Source organism: Zobellella taiwanensis, from assembly GCF_003012795.1.
Lineage (GTDB): Bacteria > Pseudomonadota > Gammaproteobacteria > Enterobacterales > Aeromonadaceae > Oceanimonas > Oceanimonas taiwanensis.
The window spans coordinates 1-26,790 of sequence record NZ_PXYH01000023.1; the positions used below are offsets into that span (position 1 = coordinate 1).

Annotated in this window: 23 protein-coding genes, 1 pseudogene and 1 riboswitch; of the genes and pseudogenes, 11 read left to right on the forward strand and 13 right to left on the reverse strand. The window is 62.0% G+C overall.

Features of this window, described 5'->3' with window-relative positions:
• Positions 1-101 precede the first annotated feature (101 nt).
• A complete protein-coding gene (locus C7I36_RS14180) occupies positions 102-1,100 on the reverse strand; it encodes a BCCT family transporter (protein ID WP_219899664.1) in 999 nt (332 codons plus the stop codon).
• Between the two features lie 343 nt (positions 1,101-1,443).
• Between C7I36_RS14180 and C7I36_RS14185 the strand changes: the two genes are divergently transcribed.
• From C7I36_RS14185 to C7I36_RS14195, 3 genes are read left to right on the forward strand one after another with little or no spacing between them, the layout of a single operon-like run.
• Positions 1,444-2,583 (forward strand): aromatic ring-hydroxylating oxygenase subunit alpha, encoded by a 1,140-nt coding sequence (locus C7I36_RS14185; protein WP_281258153.1) that lies wholly within the window; start codon positions 1,444-1,446, stop codon positions 2,581-2,583.
• A gap of 38 nt (positions 2,584-2,621) precedes the next feature.
• Positions 2,622-4,070, forward strand: coding sequence for an NAD-dependent succinate-semialdehyde dehydrogenase (locus C7I36_RS14190; protein WP_106454352.1), 1,449 nt, complete (start codon positions 2,622-2,624; stop codon positions 4,068-4,070).
• 23 nt (positions 4,071-4,093) lie between these two features.
• The gene (locus C7I36_RS14195; RefSeq protein WP_106454353.1) at positions 4,094-5,044 is read left to right on the forward strand and encodes a PDR/VanB family oxidoreductase; all 951 of its coding nucleotides are present in this window, start codon (positions 4,094-4,096) and stop codon (positions 5,042-5,044) included.
• A gap of 74 nt (positions 5,045-5,118) precedes the next feature.
• Here C7I36_RS14195 and C7I36_RS14200 read toward each other — a convergent pair whose 3' ends face one another.
• Together C7I36_RS14200 and C7I36_RS14205 are read right to left on the reverse strand one after the other, a co-directional pair.
• On the reverse strand, positions 5,119-6,015 hold the full coding sequence (locus C7I36_RS14200) for a helix-turn-helix domain-containing protein (RefSeq protein ID WP_106454354.1): 897 nt from the start codon (positions 6,013-6,015) through the stop codon (positions 5,119-5,121).
• Entirely contained in the window at positions 6,015-6,959 is a 945-nt protein-coding gene (locus C7I36_RS14205) for a LysR substrate-binding domain-containing protein (RefSeq protein ID WP_106454355.1), read from the reverse strand. The genes C7I36_RS14200 and C7I36_RS14205 overlap by 1 nt, the downstream gene beginning before the upstream one ends.
• Before the next feature lie 102 nt (positions 6,960-7,061).
• Here C7I36_RS14205 and C7I36_RS14210 point away from each other — a divergent pair, with 102 nt between their 5' ends.
• Both C7I36_RS14210 and C7I36_RS14215 read left to right on the forward strand, forming a co-directional pair.
• Positions 7,062-8,129 carry a tartrate dehydrogenase gene (locus C7I36_RS14210; RefSeq protein WP_106454356.1) on the forward strand — a complete coding sequence of 356 codons (1,068 nt, stop codon included), beginning with the start codon at positions 7,062-7,064 and terminating at the stop codon, positions 8,127-8,129.
• Between the two features lie 281 nt (positions 8,130-8,410).
• Complete coding sequence (locus tag C7I36_RS14215) at positions 8,411-8,950, forward strand: glutathione peroxidase (RefSeq protein WP_106454357.1); 540 nt, start codon at positions 8,411-8,413, stop codon at positions 8,948-8,950.
• 46 nt (positions 8,951-8,996) lie between these two features.
• Here the strand turns inward: C7I36_RS14215 and C7I36_RS14220 are convergent, their stop codons facing one another.
• A complete protein-coding gene (locus tag C7I36_RS14220) occupies positions 8,997-10,529 on the reverse strand; it encodes a TerC family protein (RefSeq protein WP_106454358.1) in 1,533 nt (510 codons plus the stop codon).
• Between the two features lie 359 nt (positions 10,530-10,888).
• Between C7I36_RS14220 and C7I36_RS14225 the strand changes: the two genes are divergently transcribed.
• The 4 genes from C7I36_RS14225 to C7I36_RS14240 all read left to right on the forward strand — a co-directional run bounded on the left by C7I36_RS14225 (position 10,889) and on the right by C7I36_RS14240 (position 14,566).
• The gene (locus tag C7I36_RS14225; RefSeq protein WP_106454359.1) at positions 10,889-11,635 is read left to right on the forward strand and encodes a 5-oxoprolinase subunit PxpA; all 747 of its coding nucleotides are present in this window, start codon (positions 10,889-10,891) and stop codon (positions 11,633-11,635) included.
• Complete coding sequence (gene pxpB, locus C7I36_RS14230) at positions 11,632-12,342, forward strand: 5-oxoprolinase subunit PxpB (RefSeq protein ID WP_106454360.1); 711 nt, start codon at positions 11,632-11,634, stop codon at positions 12,340-12,342. Before C7I36_RS14225 ends, pxpB begins: the two co-directional genes overlap by 4 nt.
• A gap of 3 nt (positions 12,343-12,345) precedes the next feature.
• Positions 12,346-13,278 (forward strand): 5-oxoprolinase subunit C family protein, encoded by a 933-nt coding sequence (locus tag C7I36_RS14235; RefSeq protein ID WP_181256386.1) that lies wholly within the window; start codon positions 12,346-12,348, stop codon positions 13,276-13,278.
• Between the two features lie 118 nt (positions 13,279-13,396).
• Positions 13,397-14,566, forward strand: coding sequence for a hypothetical protein (locus C7I36_RS14240; protein WP_106454362.1), 1,170 nt, complete (start codon positions 13,397-13,399; stop codon positions 14,564-14,566).
• 79 nt (positions 14,567-14,645) lie between these two features.
• Here the strand turns inward: C7I36_RS14240 and C7I36_RS14245 are convergent, their stop codons facing one another.
• From C7I36_RS14245 to menA, 8 genes are all read right to left on the reverse strand, one after another.
• A complete protein-coding gene (locus tag C7I36_RS14245; protein WP_106454406.1) occupies positions 14,646-15,047 on the reverse strand; it encodes an NINE protein in 402 nt (133 codons plus the stop codon).
• 313 nt (positions 15,048-15,360) lie between these two features.
• Positions 15,361-16,479: a 2-iminoacetate synthase ThiH gene (gene thiH, locus C7I36_RS14250; protein ID WP_106454363.1), complete on the reverse strand. Its 1,119-nt coding sequence runs from the start codon at positions 16,477-16,479 to the stop codon at positions 15,361-15,363.
• Positions 16,476-17,246 carry a thiazole synthase gene (locus C7I36_RS14255; protein ID WP_106454364.1) on the reverse strand — a complete coding sequence of 257 codons (771 nt, stop codon included), beginning with the start codon at positions 17,244-17,246 and terminating at the stop codon, positions 16,476-16,478. The genes thiH and C7I36_RS14255 overlap by 4 nt, the downstream gene beginning before the upstream one ends.
• Position 17,247: 1 nt before the next feature.
• A complete protein-coding gene (gene thiS / locus C7I36_RS14260) occupies positions 17,248-17,448 on the reverse strand; it encodes a sulfur carrier protein ThiS (protein WP_096778238.1) in 201 nt (66 codons plus the stop codon).
• The gene (locus C7I36_RS14265; protein WP_106454365.1) at positions 17,439-18,206 is read right to left on the reverse strand and encodes a HesA/MoeB/ThiF family protein; all 768 of its coding nucleotides are present in this window, start codon (positions 18,204-18,206) and stop codon (positions 17,439-17,441) included. Before C7I36_RS14265 ends, thiS begins: the two co-directional genes overlap by 10 nt.
• Positions 18,196-19,713, reverse strand: a complete 1,518-nt coding sequence (gene thiE, locus C7I36_RS14270; RefSeq protein ID WP_106454366.1) for a thiamine phosphate synthase — start codon at positions 19,711-19,713, stop codon at positions 18,196-18,198. The genes C7I36_RS14265 and thiE overlap by 11 nt, the downstream gene beginning before the upstream one ends.
• Positions 19,710-21,662 (reverse strand): phosphomethylpyrimidine synthase ThiC, encoded by a 1,953-nt coding sequence (thiC, locus tag C7I36_RS14275; RefSeq protein WP_106454367.1) that lies wholly within the window; start codon positions 21,660-21,662, stop codon positions 19,710-19,712. The genes thiE and thiC overlap by 4 nt, the downstream gene beginning before the upstream one ends.
• Before the next feature lie 88 nt (positions 21,663-21,750).
• Positions 21,751-21,853, reverse strand: a riboswitch (TPP riboswitch).
• Positions 21,854-22,189: 336 nt separating this feature from the next.
• On the reverse strand, positions 22,190-23,071 hold the full coding sequence (gene menA, locus C7I36_RS14280) for a 1,4-dihydroxy-2-naphthoate octaprenyltransferase (RefSeq protein WP_106454368.1): 882 nt from the start codon (positions 23,069-23,071) through the stop codon (positions 22,190-22,192).
• A 134-nt stretch (positions 23,072-23,205) separates the two neighbouring features.
• Between menA and C7I36_RS14285 the strand changes: the two genes are divergently transcribed.
• Both C7I36_RS14285 and C7I36_RS14290 read left to right on the forward strand, forming a co-directional pair.
• On the forward strand, positions 23,206-24,120 hold the full coding sequence (locus C7I36_RS14285; protein WP_106454369.1) for an o-succinylbenzoic acid (OSB) synthetase: 915 nt from the start codon (positions 23,206-23,208) through the stop codon (positions 24,118-24,120).
• A 105-nt stretch (positions 24,121-24,225) separates the two neighbouring features.
• Complete coding sequence (locus C7I36_RS14290) at positions 24,226-26,211, forward strand: exoribonuclease II (protein WP_106454370.1); 1,986 nt, start codon at positions 24,226-24,228, stop codon at positions 26,209-26,211.
• Positions 26,212-26,344: 133 nt separating this feature from the next.
• On the opposite strand, the pseudogene C7I36_RS17795 reads toward C7I36_RS14290, so the two are convergent.
• Positions 26,345-26,525: pseudogene (locus C7I36_RS17795) on the reverse strand (IS66 family transposase); the annotation flags it as partial.
• Positions 26,526-26,790 lie beyond the last annotated feature (265 nt).

Consider the following 26,790-nt stretch of genomic DNA (forward strand, 5'->3'; position numbering starts at 1 on the left):
ATCCTCAGGCAGAGCGAATGTGGCTCACCGAGCCAGCGCAACAAGCTGAAGCGAGCCAGTTGGAACGACGATTATCGGGCCCAATTATTCTTTGGTTAAATTTACAGCAAAGTGTGCTCCCGCCCTGCTACCAAAGGTGCCCAGGCAATCCACCATCCAAAGTAGAATAGCGTCCAATTTGCAATCCAGCTGCCATCACCATAGGGCTCGGTACGGAAGGACATACTGACAAAATTTTGTACATAATCCCCCACTCCCTGGAACAAAATTTTGAAAATTGCCTGAGTGGGCCCCATCAAGAGTACAAATCCCAACAAAGCGAATGCCAGTATCATATTAAGATTGGAAAGATGTTTTATAGCACCTTGCAACCCAGATATTGTTGATGCTATGTAAACGACTGTCACCGCCACTATAATTATAGCCTGAGTGGAAATGTTGATAGGAAGATCCCAGAGAACATTTACCCCGGTATTTACCTGCAGCGTACCAAAACCAAGTGACGTCGCTATTCCAATGACCACTGACAATATAACAATCACATCAATCCATTTACCCACAGGACCTGAAATTTTATTGCCAATCAAAGGGTAAAAAACAGAACTGAGTGAGGATGGCAATTTTTTCCTGAACTGGAAAAATGCGAGAGAGACACCCACCAAGGCGTAACAAGCCCAAGCAGAAACACCCCAATGCAGATAGACATATTGCATGGCTGTCTTGGCTGCCTGTTCGCTATACCCCTCTCCAACCGGTGGACTTATATAGTAAGATACCGGCTCGGCAATCCCCCAAAAAACAAGACTGATGCCGATGGATGCACTGAAAAGCATACCTATCCAGGTTGCAGTGTTATATTCTGGCCTGTCGTTGTCATCTCCTAACCGAACCTGGCCAAATTTTGAAATACCCAAGTACATACAAAACAAAAAGAATATAAAAACACAACCTAAAATAAACCAGCCTAGGTTGTTATATATAAATCCAAGCGATCCATTAGAAAACGATTCCAACTTTTCAGGTATAAACACTCCAACACTTATCAACAACAAACTAAGAAGTAAAGAAATATAAAAAACCGACTTCTTATGCCTCATCATAAAACTCTCTCCATTTGCTTAAAAGTCCCTGTCTTCAAAAAAATCACCTGCCACAGCATCCGCAGGGTTCGCTTGCATCCAAGCTACGAGGGCAGAGGTTTCGGTGTCGCGCCACAACCAAAACCAGTGGTTTACAAAAGATAGCGGTACCCAGGTACTTAGTCAACGAAAAATTAACCATAAATAAACAAGCAAAAACAAACACAAGACATTGATATAAAAGAATTTAATATGATAAATGTTAACTTGGTTAACTTTTTTTGCAATCCACTGTTGACTGACTCAGGTGGCGGCACTAACATCCACACAAACTGTCAACCCATAGTTTACAAAGGTGAACAAGATGAATCTCGCGATCAGCAATGCCAACAAGATGATTTCCATGGATGACCACAGCGACATCGATAACGCCTGGACCATACCTGCTCGCTATTACACCTCAGAAGAGGTGTTTGAGTTTGAAAAGGAAAAAATCTTCGCTAACTCATGGGTTTGTGTCGCTCACTGTAGCGAGGTGGCTGAAAAGAATGCGTTTATCACCCGCCAGCTGATTGGCGAAAGCCTGGTGATCGTCCGCGGCCGGGATGATGTACTCCGTGGTTTTTATAATGTCTGCCCTCACCGTGGCCATCAGCTGATCAGCGGCGAGTCGGGTAAGACCAAAAACGTAATCACCTGCCCCTACCACGCCTGGGCCTTCAAACTGGATGGCAAACTCGCTCATGCCACCAACTGTGAGAACGTCAATAACTTTGAAGCGGACGCCATGAGCCTGAGCAGCTTCCATGTGATTGAGCATGCAGGCTTTATTTACGTCAACCTGACCCGGGGAGAGCCACAGCCAATCGAGGAACAGCTGCCGGGCCTGGCCGAAAAAATGGAAGAAGCCTGTGCGGTCATCAAGGATCTCAAGCTGGCCGCCCGCTTTGTCAGCCATACCCCGGCCAACTGGAAGACCATCGTTGATAACTATATCGAGTGCTATCACTGCCCGACCAACCACGTCAGCTTTGCCAGCTCGGTGGATGTTGGCGTGTACGAGCATCAGTTACATGACAACTGGACGGTACAGATAGGTAAGGCCAAGCCGTCTGAATCCTCTTACCAGTTCGACAGTACACTGGTCAATCCGCGCTTCTTTGGCTTTTGGATCTGGCCCTGCACCATGTTCAACATGCCTCCGGGCGGTGACTTTATGACTGTTATTTACGAGTTTCCGGTCAGCGCCGGTGAAACCCTGCAGCACTATGAAATCTACTTCCTCAATGAAGAGCTGACCGAATATCAGAAAAATCTGGTGGAGTGGTATCGCACCGTGTTCCGCCCGGAAGATCTGCGTCTGGTAGAAAGCGTACAGCGTGGTCTGAAATCACGCGGCTACCGGGGACAGGGTCGCATCATGGCGGATCGGCAGCGTAGTGGGATCAGTGAACACGGCGTGGCTCATTTCCACAAACTGGTTGCCAGCGCACACCTTGACTGAATTCGCTTACCGCATTAAAACCGCAAGGAAATTACAGTATGAATACGCTCAGCAACCCTAACCTGTTTCGACAAGAGTGCTATATCAACGGCCAGTGGGTAGGTGCCGACGAGAGTATCACCGTCACTAACCCGGCCAACCTGGCCGTGCTGGGCACTGTGCCCAGCCTCGGCGTCGAGCAGGTCAACACGGCCATAGAACAAGCACACGCCGCCATGGCAGGGTGGAGCGCCCTGACCGCCAAGGAAAGATCCAAAATCCTGCATCGTTGGTTCACCCTGATCGAAGCCAGCATCGACGATCTCGGCATCATCATGACTCTGGAGCAAGGCAAGCCCCTGCACGAGGCCAAGGGCGAGATCCGCTATGCCGCCTCCTTCGTCGAGTGGTTCGCCGAAGAAGGAAAACGGGTTTACGGTGAGACGATTCCACCTACCGTCGGCAGCAACCGTTTGTCCACCATCAAGCAACCCATCGGTGTGTGCAGTGCCATCACTCCGTGGAACTTCCCGGCAGCCATGATTACTCGTAAGGCCGCGCCAGCCCTGGCCGCAGGCTGCAGTATCGTGATCAAGCCGGCGTCCGAAACCCCCTTTACTGCCTTGGCGCTGGCTGAGCTAGCCGCCCAGGCGGGCATTCCTGCCGGTATCTTCAACGTGGTCACCGGTAATGCCCGCGCCTTGGGTGAGCCGCTGACCCGGCACCCGCTGATCAGCAAGTTTTCCTTCACCGGCTCCACCCAGGTGGGTCGCGTGCTGTCCGAGCAATGCGCTTCGACCATCAAGAAAACCTCGCTTGAGCTCGGTGGCAATGCTCCCTTCATCGTGTTTGACGATGCGGACATCGACAAGGCTGTTGCCAGCGCCATGCTGGCCAAGTTCCGTAACGGCGGCCAGACCTGTGTCTGCGTCAACCGTTTCTATGTGCATGATACCGTCTACGACGAGTTTCTGGAGAAGTTCACCGCCAGGGTGGCTCAGCTGCGTGTCGGCAATGGTCTGGAGCAGAGCACAGACATCGGCCCCATGATCACCCGGCGAGCCATCGAGGGCATGCAGGTACTGCTGGACGATGCGCTGGCCAAAGGTGCCCGCCTGATCGAGCTGGGCAACGAGATAGAGGAAAGAGACAACTACATCAACCCGAAGATTCTGGTGGATGTCGACGACTCGATGAACATCGTTCATGAAGAAATCTTCGGCCCCATCGCCACTCTGATCCGCTTCCACGATGAAGACGAAGTGCTGGCCCAGGCCAACAACACCATTTTCGGCCTGGCCGCCTACTTTTTCTCACAGGATGTGCGCCGGGTGTACAGGGTCGCCGAAAAACTGGAAAGCGGCATGGTCGGCATCAATACCGGCATGATCTCCAACGAAGTGGCTCCCTTTGGTGGCGTCAAACAGTCCGGCCTGGGCAAGGAGGGCTCCCGCTACGGCATAGAGGACTACCTGACCGTGAAGTACCTCTGTGTTGACATCGCCTGATTTGAATTAAAGCGAGTACCGTTATGAACCAGCAAAAAATTGCAGTCACCGTCAGCCGTATCGAGCAGCTGAGCCCGACCATCAAGATGTTTGAATTTATGGCCCGGGACACGGAGCTGGCTCCGTTCACCGCCGGCAGTCACGTCGCCGTACACATGGATGACGCTGGCCTACGACGCGCCTATTCACTGATCAGTGATCCGGCCGGCACCGGGCACTACCGTATTTCGGTGCTGAGGGACGAAAATTCCAAAGGTGGCTCCGCCTATATGCATGACAAGGTGGCGGTTGGGGATGTATTACATCTCTCACCGGCACAGAACTTCTTCCCTCTGGTTCATGACACAACCTGCAAGCATGTGCTGGTCGCCGGCGGCATTGGTATCACCCCCTTCCTGTCCTACCTCTACGAGCTGGAGCAGGAGGGAATGGATTTTGAGCTGCACTACTGTTTCCGCAACGGCGCCAACGCCGCCTACGTGGAACAGCTGCGCCAGCGTATCGGAGATCGGCTCTTTGTCTATGACAACGCACAGGGCCAGCAGTTGTCGGTGGAGCGGCTGGTACAGCAACAAAACCAGAACACTCATCTCTATGTCTGCGGTCCACAGCCACTCATCAACGCCGTAATCGAACACGGCAATGTCCATCTGGGTGAGCAGCAAGTGCATTTCGAAAACTTTGGTGAGATCGCCAGCGGTGGCAACTCATTCGAAGTACATTTTCAACGCTCCGGCTTCAGCCTGGAGGTGGGCCAGGACATGTCGATTTTGCAGGCCATTGAAAACGATAAGCGCATTGCCATCGAGTGTTTGTGTCGCAACGGCGTGTGTGGCACTTGCGAAACCGTGATTCTGGAAGGTGAGGCTGACCATCGCGACCATTATCTGGACGAAGGTGAACGCACCGCCCAGAAGAGCATGATGATCTGTGTATCCCGTGCTAAAGGCAACCGCCTGGTATTGGATCTCTGAGCAAAAGGAGCTACAGCCAAGAAAGCCGGCTCCTTAATTGGGCCGGTTTTTTTAAATAAACCACGCCATCCGACTCAGCGCAGTTCAAACATCAGAAATGGCTGCCGCTCATCATCTATATGATGATAAGCGGTAATCCGCCGCCCCTGAAACACCAGTTCACCGTAACCACTGGCGCTCAACTGCTCAAGCCATTCATGGTTATTCAGCACCAACTGATACAGCAGCCGTTGCAGCTCCAGATAATCCATCTTCTCGGAGCGAGACTCGTGATTGTCAAGCAGGATCTCTCCCGCACTATCGGTGAAAACCACCAGGTGCGGAAGATGCTTCAGCAGCATATCGAAATAAATTTTCATTTTGCGCAAGCGCAGCTCGGTGCTTTTGCGCTCGGTGTTATCCAGGCTGATACCCACCAGCTTGGTCACCTTGCCATTGGGGCCTTTCACTCCAGTGGCGCGGGAAGTAATCCAGCGATGACTGCCGTTCCTGTCTATTTTAAAGTCCATTTCATGGGCGCCGCCTTCGCGAATGATCCTGGAATAGCCATTGACCAGCTTTTCCCGGGCCTGCTCGCTCATCATGTCCCAAAACTCATCGTTACTGCTCAGGCGGACTCCGTATACACTTTCTACGTTGTCGGAATAATGCACCTTGCCGGTAAGCAAATCCCACTCCCAGGTGACAATATCGGCGGAGTCATGCAGATGAACTTCATTAATATTGCGCGCTGCGCGGGGCTGGGCATCAGGTGTGCCGCTGGCGTATTCACCATACTTCAACCAGATCTTGTCCACCTCCAGAAAGGCCGCCAGCCGCTCGAGGTTGCCATCGTCAATCATGCCACCTTTGGTCCACTTGTTTACCGCCGTACGCGACACACCCAGGGCTTCGGCCACTTTTAGCTGCTTGATTTTCCGTTGTTTCAGTAGGGACAGCAGGCGCTCTCCGAATGCAGTTGTGCCCGTCATTATTGGTTACTCACTATTTGTTCATTCATCCTGAATTTGCCCTGCCACCGTTGCGCCAAATATTGCTCCAGGTTGTCAATAAAGACACGCAGGTTGGCATTGGTGCCGACCCGCTGGGAATACACGGCGTAAACATCCGCCGGCTGCTGCCACTCCGGCAGCACCCGCAGCAGGGCGCCCTGCTCCAGTTCAGGCAGAACGCTCCAGAGGGAGCGCAGCATAATACCCTCGCCCTTGAGGCACCACTGTTTGGCCACGTCGCCGTTGTTCACGCTCAGCCGGCTGTTGGGATACACGGTCGTCACCTCGGCCCCGCGCTCTACCTTCCAGCTGGCGGGGGCCTGGTTGCGCTCGCGAATACTGATGCAGTCGTGCTGCTTTTCCAGCTCGCGCGGATGCTCAGGCCAGCCGCGCCGGGCCAGATAGCCCGGTGAGGCACAAAACACGCGGACGTTTTCGGCAATGCGGCGCGCTATGTATTGCTCGGGGATGGCGCCACCAATGCAGATATCCAGATCGATGTTTTCGCTGATGATGTCTACCGCCCTGTCGGTCAGGGTCAGGTCGATGTCCAGCCGGTCATAGCGGGAGCGCAGCGCCAGAATAAAGGGGTTGATGTATGCGCTGCCGAAGCCGGTGCTGCAACTGATGCGCAGCTTGCCCTGTACCTCCTGCCGGGAAGCGTTCAGTTCCCCTTTCATCGCCGCCAGCCCCTGCAACAGTTGCTCGCCGGTACGCAGCACTATCTCCCCTTCCCGGGTCAGGGAAATGGCCCGGGCCGAGCGAAAAAACAGCGCCAGCTCCAGGTTTTCCTCCAGCATTTTCACCCGCTTCGAGATATAGGCGGGGGACACCATGAGCTGCTCGGCGGCCCGGGCAAAGCTCATCAGCCGGGCCGCCGTTACAAACACGCGAATGTCGTCCAGCGCTGGCAGCTTATCCATACTTTGTAAACTCAAGGATTACAGTTCATGGCTCCATCTTATCAGAGCGGGTCGTAAACTGAATGTCCAAACTCTCAAATAAGACAACCAGAGGTTATCAAAATGTCCAGGTTCAACATCGCAGTGATTCCCGGTGACGGTATTGGCCAGGAGGTCATCCCCGAAGGTCTCAAGGTGCTGGAAGCCGCAGCTAAAAAGCACGATATTACGTTGAATTTCACTCATTTCGACTGGTCATGTGAAACCTACCACCGTACTGGCCGCATGATGCCGGAAGATGGGCTGGAACAGCTCAAGTCCTTTGACGCCATCTTCCTCGGTGCCGTCGGCTTTCCCGGCGTGCCGGACCATATCTCGCTTTGGGGCCTGCTGTTACCTATTCGCCGCGCCTTCAACCAGTATGTCAACCTGCGCCCGGTGCGCCTGTTTGAAGGTTTGCAGTCTCCACTGGCCAATAAAAAGCCCGGCGACATCGACTTTTACGTGGTGCGTGAGAACGTGGAAGGCGAGTACTCCGCCATCGGCGGCATTCAGTATGAGGGAACTGACGACGAGGTTGTGTCCCAACAGAGCATCTTCACCCGCAAGGGCACCGACCGTATTCTGAAATACGCCTTTGATCTGGCCCGCTCCCGGGACAAGAAACACCTAAGCTCGGCCACCAAGTCAAACGGCCTGTTTCACTCCATGCCCTATTGGGACAGCCGGGTTGCGGCCATGGCGGAGCAATACCCAGACGTCAAAGTGGATCAGTTCCACATTGACATCTTCACCGCCAACCTGGTGAGAATGCCGGAATTCTACGACGTTATCGTTGGCTCCAACCTGTTCGGTGACATCCTGTCGGATCTCGGTCCCGCCTGTACCGGCACCATCGCCATCGCGCCCTCAGCCAACATCAACCCTGAGAAAGAATTTCCTTCCATGTTCGAACCAGTGCACGGATCAGCGCCTGATATCGCCGGCCAGAACATCGCCAATCCCATTGGCACTATCTGGGCAGCAGCCATGATGATGCAGCATCTGGGTAGCCAGGAGATCCACGACACCATCATGGCGGCGGTGGAAACCCTCATTCGCGAGGGATACTCCCTGACACGCGACATGGGCGGTTCCGCCAGCACTCAGGAGCTGGGTCAGGCCATCACCGATCTGATAGCGACCCAATAATCAACGGATATCTGCTGAAACCTTCTCACAGCCGTCAATATCCGTTAAGGCAAGTCCGGGCGTGTTCGCCCGGACTATCTTTTCATCAGACGCCATGTGAGCAATATCGAATAAAGCATCTTATGAGCACTGTTTGAATCCCCATCGGCTGCGGCGCAACCGCTGGTGGTAGCCTCGTCGGCAATGACGATATCGCCTCCGGTGCAAGGATCTTTTATCCGCCAGGGTCTTTGTGGCGGTAACCTTAAACCATGCCCGTGGATCATCAGGGAGTGATCGAGATGAAAAAACTGTTCAGCGGCCTCTGTGGCCTGCTGCTGTGCCAGACCGCCAGCGCAACCGAGCCAAACGCTGCCGCCCTGTTTGAACACCAGCTGCCCCGGCTGCACTCGAACGAGACGGTAGACATGCGCCAGTTTGCCGGCCAGCCGCTGCTGGTGGTGAACACCGCCAGCCACTGCGGCTTTACCGGCCAGTTCGAGGGGCTGGAGGCGCTGCATCAGCAATATAAGGACCAGGGTTTGAAAGTGGTGGGTTTTCCGTCCAATGACTTCAACCAGGAAGCCAACAGCGAAGCCGAAGCGGCGGAGGTCTGCTACGTCAACTTCGGGGTGACCTTCAGCATGGTGGCGCCCATCAAGGTGCGAGGCGACGACGCCCACCCCATCTTCCGGGAAATCTCCCGCCAGAGCGGCAAGGCGCCGCGCTGGAACTTTTACAAATACGTGATCGATCGGGAAGGGCGAGTGACAGCGGTGTTTTCCAGCCTGACGGGGCCGGACAGCAAAAAATTGAAAACCGCCATAGAGGCGGTGTTGTAGTCACGCCCGCCTTCGCGGGCATGACCGGTTACGGCACCGTCCTTACTCAGGTGCCCAGCGGAGTAATGCGCACCTGGGCGATGCGGAAATCATCGACCTGAGTCACTTCAAAGCGCAGATCCTCGCGTTCGAACACCGCGCCCGGCTCCGGCAGCTGGCCGGCCAGGGCCAGCAGCAGGCCCGCCAGGGTCGCGTATTCATCGGCCGGATCCACCAGCCCCTTGCGCGCCAGCACCTGCTCCAGGTAGTGCAGATCGGTGCTGCCCTTCACCAGCCAGCCGTGTTCATCGGCCAGCACCTCTGGCTCCTCGTCCTCTTCAAGAAACTCGCCGACGATGGCCTCCAGCAGGTCGTGGGGCGTTACCAGCCCCTGCACGGTGCCGAACTCGTCACTGACCAGCACCATATTACCGCGCGCCTCGCGCAGTATGTTGAGCAGGCGGATCACGCTGATGCTGTCGGGCACTATGATGGGATCGTGGTCCCGGGCCAATTCGGGCAGTGACCTGCCCTCCTTCAGCCCGGACACCAGCTCCTTGGCGCGCACCACCCCTATGATGTTGTCCAGCTCATCGTCGCACACCGGGAACAGGCTGTGAGAAGTCCCCAGCAACAGTGCCATCACCTCGTCCCGGTCGTCGTGGATGTCTATCCAGGCGATATCGGCCCTGGGCGTCATTACGGTGCGGATGGAGCGCTCCGCCAAAGACAGCACGCCGCTGATCATATTGCGCTCTTCCTCGGCAAAGCCCTGCTGCTCCTTGTGCTGCCTGTCGTCCGCCGGCGCCTCGGCCACCGGGCGGCCTCCGCCCATCAGGTTGAAGATGGCCTGGGTGGTGCGCTCGCGCAGGGGCAGCCGCGCCTCGGCCTTCTGGGAATTGCGCTTGGCCAGCTGGTTGAAAAACTCGATCAAAATCGAGAAGCCGATGGCGGCGTACAGATAGCCCTTGGGAATATGGAAACCAAAGCCCTCGGCCACCAGGCTGAAACCGATCATCAGCAGGAAGCTCAGGCACAGCACCACCACGGTGGGATGGGCGTTGACGAACTCGGTAAGCGGCTTGGACGCCACCAGCATCACCACCATGGCCAGTACCACGGCGATCATCATCACTGCCAGGTTGTCCACCATGCCCACGGCGGTAATGATGGAGTCGAGCGAGAACACCGCATCCAGCACCAGGATCTGGGCGATAACCACCCCGAAACCGGCATAGGCCACGCTGGTGCTGGCCTCGTGCATCTTGCCTTCCAGCCGCTCGTGCAGCTCCATGGTGCCCTTGAACAGCAGGAAGAGACCGCCGGCCATCAGGATCAGATCCCGCCCGGAGAAACTCAGTTCACCCAGGGTAAGCAACGGCCTGGTCAGGGTAACCAGCCAGGACACCAGGCTCAGCAGGCCAAGGCGCATGATCAGCGCCAGCGACAGGCCGATAATACGGGCCCGGTCGCGCTGGTGGGGCGGCAGTTTCTTGACCAGGATGGCAATAAATACCAGGTTGTCGATACCCAGCACGATTTCCAGGATCACCAGCGTCAGCAGGCCCGCCCACACAGACGGATCCATCAGGAATTCCATGAATTACCTCTTGAGTCAGTAAGACGGATGCAGATTAACAAGCCGCACGGGCCAGACCGGCAAGCTGAGTATAGCCGGGGCAGGGTTCGGATCTGGATGGGACGGCAGGTACCGTAGCGCGGTCAGGAAAGAAACAAACGAAACGAGCGGAGATCAGTTGCAGGCAACTTCGCGAGCAATCCATATAGTTACCGGTTTTTGGCCGGGCCTCTTGGTTAAAATGAGGCTACATCATAATCAGTTGGCGGCATTTGATAAATAGCCCAGAGGAAAACAAGGGGCCGTTGCGCCGGCGGAGAAAACCCCGGGAAAACGGGATAAGATGGCCTTTTCAACCAATATCCAAAGAGCCTGACACCATGCCCAAACTACTGCTAAATGCCGACATGGGGGAAAGCTTCGGCCCCTGGGTGATGGGTTGCGACCGGGAGGTGATGCCTTTCGTGGATCTGGCCAACGTGGCCTGCGGCTTTCATGCCTCCGATCCGGACACCATGCGCCGCACCGTGCGCCTGGCGCTGGACCACGGGGTGACAGTGGGTGCCCACCCGGCCTACCCGGATCTGGTGGGTTTTGGCCGCCGCTCCCTGGCCTGCTCCCCCGCCGAAATCGAGAACCTGGTGCTCTACCAGTTGGGGGCGCTGGACGCCCTGTGCCGGGCCGAAGGCGGCCGGGTGGCCTACGTCAAGCCCCACGGCGCCCTCTACAACGACATGATGCAGGACCCGGCCCGGCTGGAGGCGGTGATAAAGGCGGTGGCCGCCTATGACGCCACCCTGCCGCTGATGGTGATGGCCACCAAGGATCCAGAGCCGGCCCAGGCACTTGCCGCGCGGCACGGCGTCACCCTCTGGCTCGAGGCCTTCGCCGATCGCGCCTACGACGCCCAGGGCTACCTGGTCTCCCGCCGGTTGCCCGGCGCCGTGCACCACGACCCCGCCGTCATCGTCGAGCAGGCCCGCCGCATCGCCCTGGGCCAGGCGCTCACCGCCAGTGACGGCAGCCCGCTTACGCTGGCGGCCGACACCCTGTGCGTGCACGGCGACAACCCCGAGTCCATCGCGGCGGTCAAGGCCATCCGCCAGGCCCTGGATCAACTGGCATGAGCCCCCAGCCCCGGCTGGAAAATGCCGGTATGGATGCCTGGCTGGTGCGGCTGTTCGACGGCATAGATGAACGCAACATGGGCTGGATTACCGCCCTGGTTCGGGCCTGCGAGCAGGCCTTCGGCGACGACCTGGTGGATCTGGTGCCCTCCTACACCACGGTGCTGGTGCAGTACGATCCCCTGCGCCTGGATGACGACCAGGCACGGAAGAAGCTGCAGGCTGTGCTGGCCGGGCTGACCCCGGACCGGGACCTTGCCGACACCCCGGTCAAGGAGCTGCCGGTGTGGTACCACCCCAGCGTGGGCCCGGACATGGCCCGGCTGGAGCGGCATACCGGCCTCGCCGCCGACCGGCTGATCCAACTGCACAGCGAGCACGAGTACCGGGTCTTCGCACTGGGGTTTGCCCCCGGCTTCGCCTTTATGGGCAGCCTGCCCGCCGAACTGGAGCTGCCCCGGCTCGATACCCCCCGGCCGCGGGTGCCGGCGGGCAGCGTGGCCATCGCCGGCCGCCAGACCTCCGCCTATCCCCAAGTCTCGCCCGGTGGCTGGAACCTGCTCGGGCGCACCAGCGCCACCCTGTTCGACCCGCGCAGCAAACGCTTAAGCCTGCTGCAGGTGGGCGACAGGGTACGTTTCGTGCCGGTCGACAAGGCCGCCTTCGAGCGCCTCGGCGGCGATACCTCTCCCATGGCAACAAGGTAGTTCATGATGGCACAAGGATATCTCACCATTAGCCGCCCCGGCCCGCTCAGCACCCTGCAGGACGCCGGCCGCTACGGCGTACGCCGCCTGGGCGTCACCCAGGGCGGCCCCGCCGACCTGCACGCCTGGGCCTGGGCCAACTGGCTGCTGGGCAACCCCTGGGGCGGCACGGCGCTGGAAATCACCCTCGGCGGCCTGGAACTCAAGGCCGGGCAGGACTGCCGGCTGGCCCTGGCCGGCCCGGATATGCAGGCGACCCTGGACGGCAAGCCTCTCGCGCCCTGGCGGGCCTTTACCCTCAAGGCCGGCCAGGTGCTGAGCCTCGGCATGTGCCGCCAGGGTGTGCGTGCCTACCTGGCGGTAGCCGGCGGTTTTATCGCCGAGCCGGTGCTGGGCAGCCGGGCCTGCGTGGTGCGCGACGGCCTGGGCGGCCACAAGGGCGATGGCAGCAAGCTGGCCGCCGGCGACCGGCTGGCTTTTGTGCCGAATGAAACCGCCATACCGGCACGCCGCCTGCCCGACGACGCCCTGCCCGATTATGGGGAAATGCCCCGGCTGGCGCTGATCCCCGGCGCCCAGTTCCGCTTTTTCGATGATGCCAGCCTGCTCAACGCTTTCGGCCAACCCTGGCGGGTCGACAACCGCTCGGATCGCATGGGTATCCGCCTGCAGGGGCCGCCGCTGCATTGCTCCATCGCCTCGATGATCTCCGAGGGCATCAACCTGGGCGCGGTGCAGGTACCGCCGGACGGCCAGCCCATAGTGCTGCTCAACGACCGCCAGACCATCGGCGGCTATCCCCGCCTCGGCACCCTGACGCCCCTGGCCTGCTCCCGCCTGGCCCAGTGTCGCCCGGGCCAGCCGCTCTGGCTGTACAGCACCGCCACCGACGCCGCCCAGCGGGAATACCGGCAATTCCGGGCGCGGTTCGAGTAAGAAGAGGGCACGATGGCATCGGCATCCGAGGGACGCCGCCGTCATCCCATGGACACGGATACCCAAAGGTTGCACCATATCGGGCACTTCGGCCCCCAAGCAGAGAGGGAATGCCTTCATGAGCGAATACCAATATTACGAGTTTGCCGCCCTCGACCAGCCCCTGAGCGCCCGGCAGCAGGCCGAGCTGCGCGCCCGCTCCAGCCGGGCCACCATCACCAGCGGCAGCTTTATCAACGAGTACCATTGGGGCGACCTCAAGGGCGACCCCCTGGAATGGATGCACCGCTACTTCGACGCCCACCTCTACTCGGCCAACTGGGGACATTGCCTGCTGATGCTGAAGCTGCCGACGGACGCCCTGGACCAGGCCATGCTGGATGCCTGCCTGCAGCCCTCGGCCGAGCACGGCCAGAGCGATACCTTCGAGAGCAGCGTCACCGGCCGGCACTGCGTACTGACCTGGAGCTTCAACGACGAAGCCGGCGAGAGCGAGCGGTTCTGGCGCCAGGACGACGGCCCCGACTGGCTGAGCCGGTTGCTGCCCCTGCGGCAGGAATTGCTGAGGGGCGATGTCCGGCCCCTGTACCTCGGCTGGCTGGCCCGTCTCAGCGCCGGCGAGCTGGGCGATGGCGATCTCGAGCCGCCCTTGCCGCCCGGCCTGGCGACCCTAACACCCGCCCAGCAGGCACTGGCAGACTTTCTGGAGATCGATCCGGACTGGCTGCAGGCCGCGGCGGCGGCCAGCCCGGCCGAACCCGGGCAGGAAGAGCCGGAATACGATCTCTGGCTGGAGCAACAGCCGCTGCCGGAGCTCAGGGCAACGGCGCGCCTGCTGCTCGAAGGCCGGGGGCTGGAGGCGGAGCGCGGCCTGCGCCGGCGTTTCCTCGACTGGCAACGGGGCCGCCGGCCCCGGACGTCGAGCGCTCCTCGCCGCACCCTGGCCCAGATCGCCACCGGCTACGCCAGCGCGCGCGAGCGGCGCCTCGAGCGCGAACGGCTCGTCCAGGCCGAGCTAGAAGCCAGGCACTTGGCCGAGCACAGGGCCCGTCTCGCCGCCCTGGCGGCGGATCCGGAGCGGATCTGGCAGGAGATGGATACACAGCTCAAGCGCGGCTCCGGGGTCGGCTATGATCAGGCCCTGAACCTGGCCCGGGCGCTGGCGGAAGCCCTGCGCCATGCCGGCAGGGAGGAGGATTTCAAGCAGGGCCTGGCCGAGCTGCAACGCCACCACGGCAAGCGCCCGGCCTGGATCACGCGGCTCAGGCAGGCCGGATTGCTGGGCTAAGCCGTTGCCCGCAAGCCGAGTTCAGCGCCGACAATAAAGTGACCGGTTGGGGCACGGGCGCCCGCCCGCGCCCCAGGCGTCAGCCGAACCGGCGCGACTCCCGGTTGACCTCGTCCACCTGGCCGTTCAGGGTCCAGTAGTCGTAGAGGTAGCCGAGCAGGAAGAGACCGCCGGTGAAGAACCAGAGGATGGCGGTGATCCACTTGCCCATATAGAGCCGGTGGGCGCCAAAGATGCCGAGGAAGGTCAACAGTATCCAGCTGACGTTGTAGTCCTTGGGCCCGACAACATAGCGGCGCTCGGCGGCGCGGTCCATGGAAGGGATCAGGAACAAGTCCACTATCCAGCCAATAAAAAACAGGCCCAGGGTAAAAAAGTAGATGGTGCCGCTGATGGGGCGGCCGTAGTAGAAGCGGTGCGCGCCCATAAAGCCGAAAATCCACAGGATATAGCCGATCACCTTGCTGTGCGTGTTGTTCATGCTGCCTCGGAGCGGGTTGCCCAAAACGGCCATTCTAGACGTTGCCGTGTGCAACTGCCACGCCTGTCGGCAAAACGGCGACCCGGTTCGTCGTGCCCCTTCGGGAACTGTAAGCCGAGAACACGCGCAGTGCGAAACATCAGTGCGGTTGCGCTCCGCCGACACGCTTCAAGCCCATCCTTGGGACGCTCGGCACATGCCATCCATGGCATGTGACGGTCGGCTTCGGCAATCCCCACTGCTGCTTCGAGCAAGATTTTTCGCTGCCTGCAGCCAACAACAGGCAGCTTATAGCTGACATTCAGGCTATCAGTTACCGGCTGGCGGAGTAGCTGTTGTCCCAGTCTTTCCATACCGGCTGCAGGCCGGCGGCGGCCACCGCCCTGGCCACCTCGGCCGGGGCGCGGTCGTCGTCGATCTCGAACTGCTCCAGCTCGACGGTGGCGTCGGCGTAGCCGCCGGGCTGGGTCTTGGAGCCGGCGCTGATGCTGGTGATGCCGAGCGGGATCACCTTGTCCCGGAACTGCTCCGACTCCCGGGTGGACAGGCTGAGCTCCAGCTCCTGGTCGAACAGCCGGTAGGCGCAGATCAGCTGCACCAGCTGGCGGTCGCTCATCACCGACTTGGGCTCCAGGCCGCCGGCGCAGGGCCGCAGGCGCGGGAAGGATACCGAATAGCGGGTCTGCCAGTAGTGCTTCTGCAGGTAGCGCAGGTGCGCCGCCACATAGAAGCTGTCGGCGCGCCAGTCCTCCAGCCCGAACAGGGCGCCTAGGCCGATCTTGTCGATGCCCGCCTTGCCCAGGCGGTCCGGGGTTTCCAGCCGCCAGCGGAAGTCCTTCTTCTTGCCGCGGATATGGTGCTGGTCGTAGGTCAGGTGCTGGTAGGTCTCCTGGTACACCATAACACTGTCCAGCCCGTATTCCCGCAGCTCGGCGTATTCCTCCCGGGACAGGGGCTGCACCTCCATCATCACATAGCTGAAGTGGCGCTTGATGATCGGCAGCATCCGCTTGAAGTAGTCGAGCCCTACCTTGCCCTCGTGCTCGCCGGTCACCAGCAGCACGGTGTCGAAGCCCATGGCCTTGATCGCCAAGCATTCCCGCTCTATCTCTGCCTCCGTCAGGGTGCGCCGCTTGAGCCGGTTGCTCATGGAAAAACCGCAGTAGGTGCAGTCGTTGGCGCACAGGTTGGACAGGTAGAGCGGGATATAAAAGCCCACCGTATTGCCGAAGCGCTGGCGGGTCAGGCGCCAGGCCTGCTGCGCCATCTGCTCCAGGTAGGGCTCGGCGGCCGGCGAGATCAGCGCCATAAAGTCCTGCAGATCCCGTTTCGGCCGGGCCAGGGCCCGCTCCACGTCCCGCGCCTGCTTGCCGTAGATGCTCAGCTTGATGTCGTCCCAATCCAGGGAAGACCAGACCTCGAAGAAGCTCATAACGCCCCCAGGAAGGCGGTGAGCGGGCTGGAGGCCTGGGCCTGGTGGCTCTGGCCAGCCAGCCCCGCTTCAAAGGCCATGCGCCCGGCTTCCACCGCCAGCCGGAAGGCCCGGCCCATGGCCACCGGATCGCCGGCCACGGCGATGGCGGTGTTCACCAGCACCGCATCGGCGCCCAGCTCCATGGCGTAGGCGGCGTGGCTGGGCGCGCCTATGCCGGCATCCACCACCACCGGCACATTGGACTGCTCGATGATGATCTCGAGGAAGTCCCGGGTCACCAGCCCCTTGTTGGAGCCGATGGGGGCGCCCAGTGGCATCACCGCCGCGCAGCCGGCTTCTTCCAGCCGCTTGCACAGCACCGGGTCGGCGCCGCAGTAGGGCAGCACCACAAAGCCCTCCTGCACCAGCCGCTCGGCGGCACGCAGGGTTTCGATGGGATCGGGCAGCAGGTATTTGGGGTCCGGGTGGATCTCCAGCTTGAGCCAGTTGGTGCCCAGGGCCTCCCGTGCCAGCCGGGCGGCGAACACCGCCTCGTCGGCGTTTTTGGCGCCCGAGGTGTTGGGCAGCAGGTTGACGCCCAGCGCCAGCAGCGGCGGCAGTATGTCGTCGCTGTGGGCCTTGAGGTCCACCCGCTTCAGGGCCATGGTCACCAGCTCGGAGCCGCTGGATTCGAACGCCGCCTTCATGACGGCGCCGTTGGCAAACTTGCCGGTGCCGGTGAACAGGCGGGAAGTAAAGGTCTTGTCGGCGATGGTCAGGCTCATCTCAGCCTCCGGCGATGGCATGGAACAGGGTGATGGTGTCGTCGGGCGCCAGGGCCTGCTCGGGCCAGCGGCTGCGGGCCACCACCTGCTGGTTGAGGGCGACCGCCACCCCGGGTTTGTCTTGCTCAAGCTCCGCCAGCAGCCGGCCCAGGGTGGTGCCCTCCGCCAGCTCCAGCGCTTCGTCGTTCAGGGTTACGCGCATGATGATTCTCCACTCTCTGGGCCGCACACGGGGCAGGCCGGATCCCTGGGTACCTTGAGGCTGTGCCAGCGATGGGCCTTGGCCTCGAACAGCTTGAGTTCGCCCCAGGGCACGCTGCCGGTGCCGGTTAAAAACTTGATGGCTTCCAGCGCCTGCAACAGGCCGATGGTGCCCACCACCGGGCCGATCACGCCGGCGTTGCCGCAGTTGAGCCGCTCGCTCTGTTCCGGCTGGTACAGGCAGCGGTAGCAGCCGTGATCCAGTTCCGGGTTGAGCGCCAGCAACTGGCCCTCGAAACGGATGGCGGCCCCCACCAGCAGCGGCTTGCCCCAGGCGTAACAGGCGGCGTTGATGGCCTGGCGCACCGCCATGTTGTCGGTGCAGTCCAGCACCAGGTCCACCTCGGCCACGAAGTCACCCAGGGCGCCTTCGTCCAGCTTCTGGTTGACCGCGACAAGCTCCACCTCGGGGTTGAGCCTGTGCAGCCTGTCCCGGGCCACCTCGGCCTTGCTCAGCTTGAGGCTGTCGCTGTCGTACAGGGTCTGGCGCTGCAGGTTGCTCACCTCTATCTGGTCGAAGTCGGCCAGCCACAGGGTGCCCACCCCGGCCGCCGCCAGGTACTGGGCGGCGGGCGAACCCAGGCCACCCAGGCCGACGATCAGCACCGAGGCGTTTTTCAGCCGGAGCTGGCCGGCCTCGCCCACCTCTTCCAGCAGCAGGTGGCGGCTGTAGCGCAGGAATTCGCCGTCACTCAGCATGATCCCCCTCCACCAGGGCCAGCAGCTCGCGGGTAGCCGCATCCGGATCCGCCGCTTCGGTGATGGCGGTGACCAGGGCGATGCTGCCCACCCCGGTCTCGGCCACCAGCGGTACCCGCTCCCGGCCGATGCCGCCGATGGCCACCAGTGGGTAGTCGTCCATCAGCGCCACGTAACGGCCCAGCCGCGCCAGGCCCTGGGGCCGGGACGGCATGTCCTTGGTCTTGGTGGGGAAGATATGCCCCAGCGCCAGGTAGGAGGGCTTGAGCTCCCGGGCCCGCAGCATCTCGTAGTAGCCGTGGGTGGACAGCCCCAGTTTCAGGCCGGCGGCGCGGATGGCCTCCAGATCCGCCACTTCGATGTCTTCCTGGCCCAGGTGCACGCCGTAGGCGCCGTGGCGGATGGCCAGCCGCCAGTAGTCGTTGATAAACAACCGGGCGTTAAAGCGTTTACCCAGGGCCACCGCCGCCTGGATATCGGCCTCCACCTCGGCATCCATCTTGTCCTTGATGCGCAGCTGCAGGGTGCGCACGCCCTGCCCGAGCAGCCGCTCCAGCCAGGCCACCGAGTCCACCACCGGGTAGAGCCCGAGCTTCAGGGTATCCATGGGCGCGAAGGCACCTTGGGGCAGGCCGCCCTCGAGCCCCAGCCGCTTGCCCAGGGCCGAGCCCGGCATCACCACGGTGGGGAAGTCTTCGCGTCGGTCGGGCCAGCCCAGGTGGGCCACCGGGCCGGCGCCCCGGCCCAGGCCTTCGGCGGCCTTGAGTCCCTGGTTGACGTAGGCCTTGGCCAGCACCAGGGCATCCTCGATCGGGTAGTCCTGGGCCACGGCGGTGGCGATGGCCGAGGCCAGGGTGCAGCCGGTGCCGTGACCGTGGACGGTGTCCAGCCGGGGGCTGGCCAGCCAGATCTCGCGTTGGCCGTCGGTAAAGTAGTCGAGGGCCTGATCCCCGCTCCACGCCAGGTGGCCGCCCTTGACCAGCACGGCGCGCGCGCCCAGCTCCAGCAGGGCCGCAGCGCCGGCGCGCACCGCCCCGGGTGAGTCGGGCACTATGCCCGACAGGGCCGCCAGCTCGGCGGCGTTGGGGGTGACCAGGTCCACCTCGGGCAGCAGGTGCTGCTTGATGGCCGGCAGCAGGTTGGGCTCGGCCATGGCCTGGCCGGTGCTGGCGATGGCCACCGGATCCAGCACCACCCAGGGTTGCCACTGGCGCCGGTATTCCTTCAGGTAGCGGGCCAGCACCTCGGCGCGCAGGCCGCCGGGCAGCAGGCCAATCTTGATGGCCCGGGCCGGCAGGTCGGTGGCCAGGGCCACCAGTTGGCTGGTGAAGGCCTGCATCAGCACCGGCTCCACCATGGACACCGTGACCGAGTTCTGGGCAGTGATGGCGGAGATCACCGAGCAGCCGTGGCCGCCCAGCGCCTGTATGGTGTGCAGATCGGCCTGAATGCCGGCGCCGCCGCCCGAGTCCGAGCCGGCGACGGTCCAGACGATGGGTCGGGTCATGCCTCCTCCCGCTCCAGCTTGTCGGCCTGGTGGTAAAGCTCGCCGCCGCGCTTCTTGAACTCCTCGGACATCTGGGCCATGCCGGCGACCACGGTTTCGCTGTTGCCGTCCATGTCCACCAGTTGCACCGCGATGTTGTTCTCCAGGCTGGCGGCGTAGTCGCGCACATCCTGGGTGATCTTCATGGAGCAGAACTTGGGTCCGCACATGGAGCAGAAGTGGGCCACCTTGCCGGATTCCTGGGGCAGGGTCTCGTCGTGGTAGGCGCGGGCGGTTTCCGGATCCAGCGCCAGGTTGAACTGGTCTTCCCAGCGGAACTCGAAGCGGGCCTTGGACATGGCGTTGTCGCGGATCTGGGCGCCCGGGTGGCCCTTGGCCAGATCCGCAGCGTGGGCGGCGATCTTGTAGGTAATCAGGCCCTGCTTGACGTCTTCCTTGTTGGGCAGGCCCAGGTGCTCCTTGGGCGTCACGTAGCACAGCATGGCGCAGCCGAACCAGCCGATCATGGCGGCGCCGATGCCGGAGGTGAAGTGGTCATAGCCGGGGGCGATGTCGGTGGTGAGCGGGCCCAGAGTGTAGAAGGGCGCCTCGTGACAGTGCTCCAGCTGCTCTTCCATGTTGCGCTTGATCATGTGCATGGGCACGTGGCCGGGGCCTTCGATCATCACCTGCACGTCGTATTCCCAGGCCACCTTGGTCAGCTCGCCCAGGGTGTACAGCTCGGAGAACTGGGCCTCGTCGTTGGCGTCGGCGATGGAGCCGGGGCGCATGCCGTCACCCAGGGACAGGGAGACGTCATAGGCGGCACAGATCTCGCAGATTTCGCGGAAGTGCTCGTAGAGGAAGTTTTCCTTGTGATGGGACAGGCACCACTTGGCCATGATGGAGCCGCCACGGGAGACGATGCCGGTGACCCGCTTGGCGGTCATGGGCACGTAGCGCAGCAGCACGCCGGCGTGGATGGTGAAGTAGTCCACGCCCTGCTCCGCCTGCTCGATCAGGGTGTCGCGGAACACTTCCCAGGTCAGATCCTCGGCCACGCCGTTCACCTTCTCCAGCGCCTGGTAGATGGGCACGGTGCCGATGGGCACCGGGCTGTTGCGCATGATCCATTCGCGGGTTTCGTGGATGTAGCGGCCGGTGGACAGGTCCATCACGGTGTCGGCGCCCCAGCGGGTGGACCACACCAGCTTCTCCACCTCTTCCTCGATGGAGGAGGTCACCGCCGAGTTGCCGATGTTGGCGTTGATCTTCACCAGGAAGTTGCGGCCGATGATCATCGGCTCGGATTCCGGGTGGTTGATGTTGGCGGGAATGATGGCACGGCCTTCGGCCACTTCCTTGCGCACGAACTCGGGGGTGATGAACTCGGGCAGGTTGGCGCCGAAGTTCTGGCCCGGGTGCTGCTTGAGCAGCAGCTCGTCCCGCACCCGCTCGCGGCCCATGTTCTCGCGGATGGCGATGTATTCCATCTCGGGGGTGATGATGCCCTTACGGGCGTAGTGCAGCTGGGTCACGCACTGGCCGAGCCTGGCCTTGCGCGGCTTGGGCAGGTGCTCGAAGCGCAGGTGATCCAGGCCGTCGTCGGCCATGCGCTGCTGGGTGAACTGGGAGGTGACGCTGTCCAGCTCCTCGGTGTCGTCGCGCTCCAGTATCCACTGGCGGCGCAGCTGGGGCAGGCCCTGGCGGACGTCCAGCTCGGAGTCCGGATCGCCGTAGGGGCCGGAGGTGTCGTACACCGGCACCGGCGCGTTGGCCTCGAAAATGGGGTTTTCCTTGGTACCGCCCTTGAAGCTGTCGGCCAGGCGGATTTCGCGCATGGCCACCTTCAGATCCGGGCGCGAGCCTTCGATATAGATACGGCCGGAGTTGGGAAAGGGTTCGCCCTTGAGGTTCTGGATGTATTCCTGGGCCTGGCTGCGTACTTCGCGACGATTCGTTTTTGACATAGCAATCTCACCTTGCGTCCATTTGGTTCGTGAAAATGCTTGTCAGGAGTGTTGAGGAAGAACCGGCCGGGCGGGAAAGGGTCTTGGGGCCTGGTTCTCACTTGTTTCCCTTCGCAGGTATTAGCCTGATCAGGTTCAACGGATCCCGCTGTTCGCGGTCTCAGCCCTTGGGGGCACTCCGACAAGATGGGCGCCAGTATAGCCAGAGCCACCGGTCAAAAGCAAAGCGGTTGGATACAATTTTTGCAATTCTGGGTTAACGCTTTATCAACAAAGACATTTAAAGCGGGGATTTGGGAGCGCAGGCGGCCCGCCTGCATTTGCGCGCAGCGCGAACCCTCGGATCAACCTGCCACCGCAGGTTTAAAAAGGCTCCAGGTAGAACAGGCATAGCGGGTTGGGCTGAACCTTCGCCTGCCTCGGTGCCCCTCATGCGGGCGAGCCGCCCGCGCCCCACGGGGCGTACAACACCCAAGCCAGCATTCACATCAAAACAAGGATTGGGACTCCTTGCCCTGCCCCCGGTTTTACCCCCAGGCCAACCCCAGGGCCAGCAGGCCGGTAAAAATCAGGGTGCCGCGCGCGGTCATCCCCAGGGCCCGGTTCAGCGCCGGCCCCTGCTCGGTCAGCACCAGCCGGGCGGCACCGGCCAGGGGCCAGAGCCCGAGCAGGGCCAGAAAACCCCAGCCCGCCATCAGCTGCGTTGCCGCCACCAGGGCCGTGGCCAGCACCAGCAGCTGATAAACCCGGGCGCGGGCCAGCCCCAGGCGCAGGGCCAGGGTGTGCTTGCCCGCCCGGCGATCCGATTCCAGGTCGCGGATATTGTTGATATTGAGCACCGCCACCGACAGCAGGCCCGCCACCAGGGCGGCCCGGCCGGCGCCGGCTCCCAATTGTTGCTGCATCAGCCAGTTGGTGCCCAGCACCGCCACCGGGCCAAAAAAAACGAACACCGCCAAATCCCCCAGCCCCCGGTAGCTGTAGGGCCGCCGGCCCAGGGTGTAACCCAGGGCCGCCAGCAGGGCCAGGGCGCCCAGCAGCAGAAAACCCAGCCAGGCGCCCCAGTCGGCGCCCAGGGCCAGGCCCAGCAGCAACAGGCCGGACAACGCCGTCAGCGCCGCCACCCGCCGGATGGCGGACCCTAACTGCGCCGGCGTGACCTGGCCCGAGGCCAGCACCCGGACAGGGCCGGTGCGGCCGGTCGAGTCGGTGCCGCGCACCCCGTCGCCGTAGTCATTGGCCAGATTGGAGAGGATCTGCAGCAGCAGGGCGGTGAGCAGGGCCAGCAGCAGCACGCCGCCGTTGAAGGCGCCCTCCCCGGCCGCTACCCCGGCACCGAGCAGGATGGACGCCAGCGCCAGGGGCAGGGTCTTGGGTCGGATGGCGTGCAGCCAGGTGCTCAGGGGCATAAATACTCTCTTGGTCTCAAGGAAAGCCCCTATCATACCCAAGCCCCGGGCGATAAAAACAGCACTACCCTCCCCCGCCCTCAAATGTTACTTTCAGGTAAAAATATCTGAAGACGATGAACGGGATCATGACAATGCGGATTGCGGTTTACGGCTATGAACTTCCCCTGACCATGGCGCTCACCATCAGGGGTACCCCCCTCGGTCGCCGCCGGGGCTTTTACGTGTGCATCGACGACCGCTGGGGCGAGGTCGCCCCCCTGCCCGGCGAGTCCCGCGAAAGCGTCGAAGAGGCCCGGGACGAGCTGCTGGCCGCCTGCGCGCGGCTGGCCCAGGGCCAGCCCCACGGTGCCCGCCTGCCCTCGGTACAATTCGGGCTGGACTGCGCCCTCACCGCCATCGACGGCGAACCGGCCTCCTCGCTGCCGCTGCTGGAAGGCGAGCGAGAACCCATTATCCGCGCCTGGCGCTGCCGCCGGGTTCACCCGCGGCGGGCCTGGCTGACCCTCACCGGCGAGGTGCAGCACGACGCCGGCCTGGTGCGCGAGCTGACCCTGCTGGTGCCCGGCCTGCAGCTGGTGCTGGACGCGGGCGGCCGGCTGGGCGAGGAGCAGCTGGAAGGGCTGTGGCGTCGCATCGACCCCGGCCGCATCGACTGGCTGCTGGAGCCCGCCGCCGACCTGGCCGCCAGCCAACGGCTGGCGGAGCGCCACGGCTGGCCGGTGGCCTTCGATCTCGGCCGCCATGCCACCCCCGAGTATCCGCTGTTCGACCAGCTCAGGGCCCTGGTGCTCAGGCCCAGCCAGTTGGGCAGCCTGGCTCTGTGCCGGGAACTGGCCGAGGCAGCCCGGGCCCGGGGGCTGGAAGTGGTGGTGGCCGACAGCCTGGAAAGCGGCCTGGGCAACGCCCAGCTGGCGCGCCTGAGCGCCCAATGGATGCCGGGACAGGCGGCCATGCTGGACCGATTGCGCTACCTGCTGGACAGGGGCGCGGACGGCAACGGCCGGCCCGATATCGACAGACTCACCCTGCTCCGGGAATACGGCTGACCGGCTCCGGCTGGGCACCGAAACCCGGCGCCGGGCCAAGGTTTCCTTGGCAGACGGGGGGTAAATCCGTATAGTCAGGCCGATATTTCGACAGGTTCCCTATCTATGCTTCAAGACAACCCCCTGCTGGCCCAGCTCAAGCAACAGCTGCGCGAATCCATGCCGACCAAGGAAGGCACCGTCAAGGCCACCGCCAAAGGTTTCGGCTTCCTCGAGGTGAGCGAGAAGGAAAGCATTTTCATCCCGCCGCCCTACATGAAGAAGGTGCTGCACGGCGACCGCGTCACCGCCCTGGTGCGCACCGAAAACGAGAAGGAAGTGGCCGAGCCGGAAACCCTGGTCGAGCAGGGGCTGACCCGCTTCGTGGCCCGGGTGAAGTGGTTCCGCGACCGGCTCAACATAGTGCCCGATCACCCGCTGATCAAGGACGCCATCAAGGCCCGCACCATCAAGGGGTTGGATGAAAAGGGCCTGAAGGAAGGCGACTGGGTGCTGGGCGAGCTCAAGCGCCACGCCCTCAAGGACAACGGCTTTTTCGCCGAGGTGGTGGAGCTGATCGCCGGGGTCGACGACCCCATCGCCCCCTGGTGGGTGGTGCTGGCCCGCAACAAGCTGGCCAACCAGGCGCCCCGGGGCCAGGACGAGTGGCAGACCCTGGAAGAATCCCTGCCGCGCCGGGATCTCACCGAGGTGCCCTTCTTCACCATCGACAGCGAGTCCACCCAGGATATGGACGACGCCCTCAGCGTGAAGAAGCTGGACAACGGCTGGGAACTGACCGTGGCCATCGCCGATCCCACCGCCTATGTGCCCCACGACAGCGATCTGGACAAGGTCGCCGCCGAACGCGCCTTTACCGTCTACCTGCCCGGCCGCAACATTCCCATGCTGCCGCGCACCCTGGCCGACGAACTGTGCTCGCTCAAAGCCGGCGAAGAGCGCCCCGCCCTGTGCGCCCGACTGCTGATCGACTTTGACGGCAAGGTCACCGGCCAGGCGGAATTCTTCGCCGCCCGTATTCGCTCCCAGGCCAAGCTGGCCTACGACAAGGTTTCCGACTGGGTCGAGCAGAAAGGCGACTGGCAGCCCGAGAGCGAGGTGATCGCCGAGCAGCTGCGCGAGCTGACCGAACTCACCCGCGCCCGCAGCGCCTGGCGCAGCGAGCACGCCATCGTGTTCAAGGACAGGCCCGACTACCGCTTCGAGCTGGACGACGCCAGCAACGTGGTGGCCATTCACGTGGATCACCGCCGCATCGCCAACCAGATGGTGGAAGAGGCGATGATCGCCGCCAACCTGGCCTGCGGCAACTGGCTGGCCGAACACGCCGGCACCGGGGTGTTCAACGTGCACGCCGGCTTCGATCCCGAGAAACTGGCCCAGGTAGCCGAACTGCTGCAGGCCCACGAAGCCCCCTTCGAGCCGGAAAGCCTGGCCAGCCTGGAGGGCTTCTGCGCCCTGCGCCGCTGGCTGGACTCTCGCGACACCAGCTACCTGGACAACCGGGTGCGCCGCTACCAGTCTTTCGCCGCCATGAGCGTGACCCCGGCCGAGCACTATGGCCTGGGCCTGGCCGCCTACGCCACCTGGACCTCGCCCATCCGTAAATACGGCGACATCATCAACCACCGGCTGATTAAGGCGATACTGGCCGAGCAGGAGCACGAGGCCCACGTGCCCAGCGCCGAGCTGGCCCAGCACCTGTCCGAGCAGCGCCGCATGCACCGCCGCGCCGAGCGCGACATCGCCGACTGGCTCTATGTGCGCTACCTGCAGCCGGCCGTGGCCGAGGGCAAGGTATTCGACGCCGAAATCATCGACATCGGCCGGGGCGGCGTAAAGCTGCGCCTGCAGGAAAACGGCGCCGTAGTATTCATGCCCTCCTCCCTGATCCTGGCCAACCGGGACCGGCTGGAATGCAGCTGGGACGACGGCCGCGTCTACCTGGACAAGGAAGCCGTCTACGAGCTGGGCCAGCATATCCAGGTGATCCTCACCGAGGCCGTTGAAGACACCCGGTCGCTGATCGCCAAGCCGGCCATTCCGCTGGTACCGGAGAAGCAGGAAAAACCGGAACAACCCGCCTCCTGATACCCAAAGGGCCTGCGATTGCAGGCCCTTTTCAGACTCCTGACAAACCCCCTGATTTGCAGGGGGTTTTGTTTATATACCTTTCGAGAGAATTAAGCCACCAGCGAGTGTAGTGGCAAGCTAACGCACAAAATTCTGCGAGGAGCGGATAGTCGATTTTCTCAATACAGGCGCGGCTCACACTTGCAGCCATTGTTGGGGACATCGACACAATCGCTTGACGGTTTCTACCAGAGATAGCATTCGCTGGTAGAACACTTAGCCCCAGTGTATCCCCATTAGCTGCCCTTATGCCACAAAGCATAACCGCTCAGCTTCGTTGTTGATCAAGGGCCAGTCAGTCATCCACCAAGAACTTCACACAGCATATCGTTGCCCTGCTGGACAGCCGGCATCCCTCGGGAGCACCGGGATGCACAGCACCACAATAAGCCCCATACGGAACCCATCAAATTTGGCGACACTGCCTGAGCCGTCGAAGATATTATGCATACTCCAGCCACCCGCTTTACCAGCTGTGCCGGGCTCGAAACCCTTGCAGGGTCTCACCAATAAATAGGGTTCACATGTGCATTCTCA

Coding starts and splice junctions, on each gene's coding strand:
- C7I36_RS14285 (WP_106454369.1), top strand. CDS start 23,206: ATGCGGATTGCGGTTTACGGCTATGAACTTCCCCTGACCATGGCGCTC.
- C7I36_RS14235 (WP_181256386.1), top strand. CDS start 12,346: ATGATGGCACAAGGATATCTCACCATTAGCCGCCCCGGCCCGCTCAGC.
- C7I36_RS14255 (WP_106454364.1), bottom strand. CDS start 17,246: ATGAGCCTGACCATCGCCGACAAGACCTTTACTTCCCGCCTGTTCACC.
- C7I36_RS14210 (WP_106454356.1), top strand. CDS start 7,062: ATGTCCAGGTTCAACATCGCAGTGATTCCCGGTGACGGTATTGGCCAG.
- pxpB (WP_106454360.1), top strand. CDS start 11,632: ATGAGCCCCCAGCCCCGGCTGGAAAATGCCGGTATGGATGCCTGGCTG.
- C7I36_RS14245 (WP_106454406.1), bottom strand. CDS start 15,047: ATGAACAACACGCACAGCAAGGTGATCGGCTATATCCTGTGGATTTTC.
- C7I36_RS14225 (WP_106454359.1), top strand. CDS start 10,889: ATGCCCAAACTACTGCTAAATGCCGACATGGGGGAAAGCTTCGGCCCC.
- C7I36_RS14180 (WP_219899664.1), bottom strand. CDS start 1,100: ATGATGAGGCATAAGAAGTCGGTTTTTTATATTTCTTTACTTCTTAGT.
- C7I36_RS14215 (WP_106454357.1), top strand. CDS start 8,411: ATGAAAAAACTGTTCAGCGGCCTCTGTGGCCTGCTGCTGTGCCAGACC.
- C7I36_RS14240 (WP_106454362.1), top strand. CDS start 13,397: ATGAGCGAATACCAATATTACGAGTTTGCCGCCCTCGACCAGCCCCTG.
- C7I36_RS14185 (WP_281258153.1), top strand. CDS start 1,444: ATGAATCTCGCGATCAGCAATGCCAACAAGATGATTTCCATGGATGAC.
- C7I36_RS14290 (WP_106454370.1), top strand. CDS start 24,226: ATGCTTCAAGACAACCCCCTGCTGGCCCAGCTCAAGCAACAGCTGCGC.
- C7I36_RS14220 (WP_106454358.1), bottom strand. CDS start 10,529: ATGGAATTCCTGATGGATCCGTCTGTGTGGGCGGGCCTGCTGACGCTG.
- menA (WP_106454368.1), bottom strand. CDS start 23,071: ATGCCCCTGAGCACCTGGCTGCACGCCATCCGACCCAAGACCCTGCCC.
- C7I36_RS14195 (WP_106454353.1), top strand. CDS start 4,094: ATGAACCAGCAAAAAATTGCAGTCACCGTCAGCCGTATCGAGCAGCTG.
- thiS (WP_096778238.1), bottom strand. CDS start 17,448: ATGCGCGTAACCCTGAACGACGAAGCGCTGGAGCTGGCGGAGGGCACC.
- thiH (WP_106454363.1), bottom strand. CDS start 16,479: ATGAGCTTCTTCGAGGTCTGGTCTTCCCTGGATTGGGACGACATCAAG.
- C7I36_RS14265 (WP_106454365.1), bottom strand. CDS start 18,206: ATGCTGAGTGACGGCGAATTCCTGCGCTACAGCCGCCACCTGCTGCTG.
- C7I36_RS14190 (WP_106454352.1), top strand. CDS start 2,622: ATGAATACGCTCAGCAACCCTAACCTGTTTCGACAAGAGTGCTATATC.
- C7I36_RS14200 (WP_106454354.1), bottom strand. CDS start 6,015: ATGACGGGCACAACTGCATTCGGAGAGCGCCTGCTGTCCCTACTGAAA.
- C7I36_RS14205 (WP_106454355.1), bottom strand. CDS start 6,959: ATGGATAAGCTGCCAGCGCTGGACGACATTCGCGTGTTTGTAACGGCG.
- thiC (WP_106454367.1), bottom strand. CDS start 21,662: ATGTCAAAAACGAATCGTCGCGAAGTACGCAGCCAGGCCCAGGAATAC.
- thiE (WP_106454366.1), bottom strand. CDS start 19,713: ATGACCCGACCCATCGTCTGGACCGTCGCCGGCTCGGACTCGGGCGGC.